The organism is Blastomonas sp. CCH1-A6 (assembly GCF_001556365.1).
In the GTDB taxonomy this organism is placed as follows: domain Bacteria; phylum Pseudomonadota; class Alphaproteobacteria; order Sphingomonadales; family Sphingomonadaceae; genus Blastomonas; species Blastomonas ursincola.
Map to the genome: position 1 here is coordinate 1 of NZ_LSIS01000219.1, position 2,653 is coordinate 2,653.

The window sequence follows — 2,653 nt, forward strand, 5'->3', positions numbered from 1 at the left end:
CCCGCCCGCGACGAGGATGTTGGCGCGTGTCTGCACACCTTCGCGCAGCGCCGCGGCCTCGGCCGGCGACATGATCCCGGTCGCCGCGTAGTCGTCGAGCGTGAACACTGCAACGGCGGGCTTGCGGATGGCGAAGGCCGGCGCGGCGACGACGGGCGGCAAAAGCCCCTCAAACCGCTCGCCGCCTTCGGGCAGCTCGGCCGAGACGCGCGGGGACCGGGCGTGGACCTCGACGCCGACGTGGTGCGCGACCAGGCGAACGATGCGCTCGCCGTCCGCGGCGGCCAGCGTCATGCCGGTGTCGCTGATGCCTTCGCCGAGCCGATCGACCCACAGGCGGCCGTCCGGGTTCAGCATCACCTCGATGACGGCGGCATCGTCGAGCCAGGCGGCGATCGACGGGCCGAGCGCCGTGCGCAGCATCCGCGCGCCGCGTGACTTCGCCTCGGAACGGATCGGGTGGACGGTCAAGAAAAAACCCCTGATGAGGGCCGGGCGAACCGCCGCCCGGCCTCAGGGGCACATCAAGAGAGATAGAAAATGCCGTGCTTCAACAAGTAAATGTGGGCGTCGTAGTCTGGCGTAGAGAGACAAGAACTGGCGTAGTCAGCTCATTCTTCTTGGGAGCCAAAGTCCTCGCCGATTTCTTGTCTGACCTTCGGCCCTTTCGCGAGTCGGCGACCTAGCGCGTCCATGAAGGCGTCGTAGCGGTCGCCGCCTTGGCGACGCATCGCGGCCCGCTCACTCTCGGGCGGCGGCGGGGTGTTCGACAGCCAGAAGCGCACGAACAGCGCGATCATCTCGACGCTGATGCCGACATCGCGTTCCAGCCGGGTGATGCGCCGGTCCAGCTTGTCGAGCCGCTTGGCGATGGCGGCCTCGCGCTGCTCATCGGCGTCGGGCGACAGGAAGGAGGCGATGGCCGCCTCGGCGATCAGCGACCGCGACTTGTCCCTCCGGTCGGCATAGGCGGCAAGCGCACGCATTAGCTCGGGGTCGAGATAGACCGACAGCGGCGTCTTGGTCGTCATAGCTCGATGCCATCATCGGGATCGAGCGACGCCTGCCGGGCCACGCGCTGCATCTGGCGGCGCACCGTCGCCTGCCGCGCCGCGTCGCTATCGGGGTCGGGCTCGTCCAGCTCGAACTCATTGGCGGGCGCGGGCCTGGGCGCGGGCGCAATGTCGATATGGCGCTCCAGCGCCGGCTCGCGGCGGAGGTCCGCGTTCGCAGCGTCGTCCTCGGCATCCACCTTCTTGGCGGCCTTTTTCTTCTTCGGCTTCTTGGGGGATTCATGCTCGATCGGCTCGGGCATCGGCGGCGCCTCGATCGGCGGCAGGCCGCTCCAGTCGTCGGGACGCGGCGGGCCGCCTCCGACATTGCTATCGGGCGGCGACAGCACCCGCTGCGTGAACCGCCGGTCCTTGAAGTAGCGGACCTTCTTCGCCCGGATCGGCGGGATGCCCGCGACCATGACGATCTCGTCGTCGGGCGGAAGCTGCATGATCTCGCCGGGGGTGAGGAGCTGGCGGGCGGTCTCGGAACGCGAGACCATCAAATGCCCGAGCCAGGGCGAGAGGCGATGCCCGGCGTAATTCTTCATCGCCCGCATCTCGGTCGCGGTGCCGAGCGCGTCCGATATACGCTTGGCGGTGCGCTCGTCGTTGGTGGCGAACGACACGCGCACATGGCAGTTGTCGAGGATCGCGTTGTTCGGCCCGTAAGCCTTCTCGATCTGATTGAGGCTCTGCGCGATCAGGAAGCTTTGGATGCCGTAGCCGGCCATGAACGCCAGCGCGCTTTCGAAGAAGTCGAGCCGCCCCAGCGCCGGAAACTCGTCGAGCATCAAGAGCAGCCGGTGGCGCGACTGCCGCGCCTTCAAGTCCTCGGTGAGCCGGCGACCGATCTGGTTGAGGATGAGGCGGATGAGCGGCTTGGTGCGCGAGATGTCGCTGGGCGGCACGACGAGGTAGAGCGTCACCGGCAGCTCGCCCTCAACCAGATCCTTGATGCGCCACTCGCAGGTGCGCGTGACCTGCGCGACGACGGGATCGCGATAGAGGCCGAGGAACGACATGGCGGTCGAGAGCACGCCCGATCGTTCGTTGGCCGATTTGTTGAGCAGCTCGCGCGCGGTCGAGGCGACGACGGGATGGACGCCAGCCTCACCCAAATGCGGCGTCGTCATCATCGCCCATAGCGTGCTCTCGATCGGCCGGCGGGGGTCGGACAGGAAGGCGGCGACGCCCGCCAGCGTCTTGTCGGCCTCGGCGTAGAGGACGTGGAGGATCGTGCCGACCAGCAAGGCATGGGAGGTCTTTTCCCAGTGATTGCGCTTCTCCAGCGAACCTTCCGGGTCCACCAGCACGTCGGCGACGTTCTGCACGTCGCGCACTTCCCAGGCGCCCTTGCGGATTTCGAGCAGCGGGTTGTAGGCGGCCGACGCGCCGTTGGTCGGATCGAACAGCAGCACCCGCGCGTGCTGTGCGCGAAAGCCGGCGGTGAGCTGCCAGTTCTCGCCTTTGATGTCATGCACGATGGCCGAGCCCGGCCAGGTGAGCAGCGTCGGCACGACCAGGCCGACGCCCTTGCCGCTCCGGGTCGGCGCGAAGCACAGCACATGCTCGGGGCCGTCGTGGCGCAGATAGTCGCG

General features: G+C 67.8%; 2 protein-coding genes and 1 pseudogene. All 3 read right to left on the reverse strand.

Annotated elements, in window-relative coordinates; all coding sequences use genetic code 11:
* Positions 1–471 (reverse strand): annotated as a pseudogene (locus AX735_RS09585) (ATPase, T2SS/T4P/T4SS family); the annotation flags it as partial.
* A gap of 140 nt (positions 472–611) precedes the next feature.
* Positions 612–1,031 carry a ribbon-helix-helix protein, CopG family gene (locus AX735_RS09590; RefSeq protein WP_066279139.1) on the reverse strand — a complete coding sequence of 140 codons (420 nt, stop codon included), beginning with the start codon at positions 1,029–1,031 and terminating at the stop codon, positions 612–614.
* On the reverse strand, positions 1,028–2,653 hold a 1,626-nt coding region (locus tag AX735_RS09595), incomplete at its 5' end, for a conjugal transfer protein TraG (RefSeq protein WP_066279142.1). The genes AX735_RS09595 and AX735_RS09590, both read right to left, overlap by 4 nt.

Bases quoted from the DNA above. Each gene is read 5' to 3' on its own strand.
- AX735_RS09590 (WP_066279139.1), bottom strand. From the start codon at position 1,031: ATGACGACCAAGACGCCGCTGTCGGTCTATCTCGACCCCGAGCTAATG.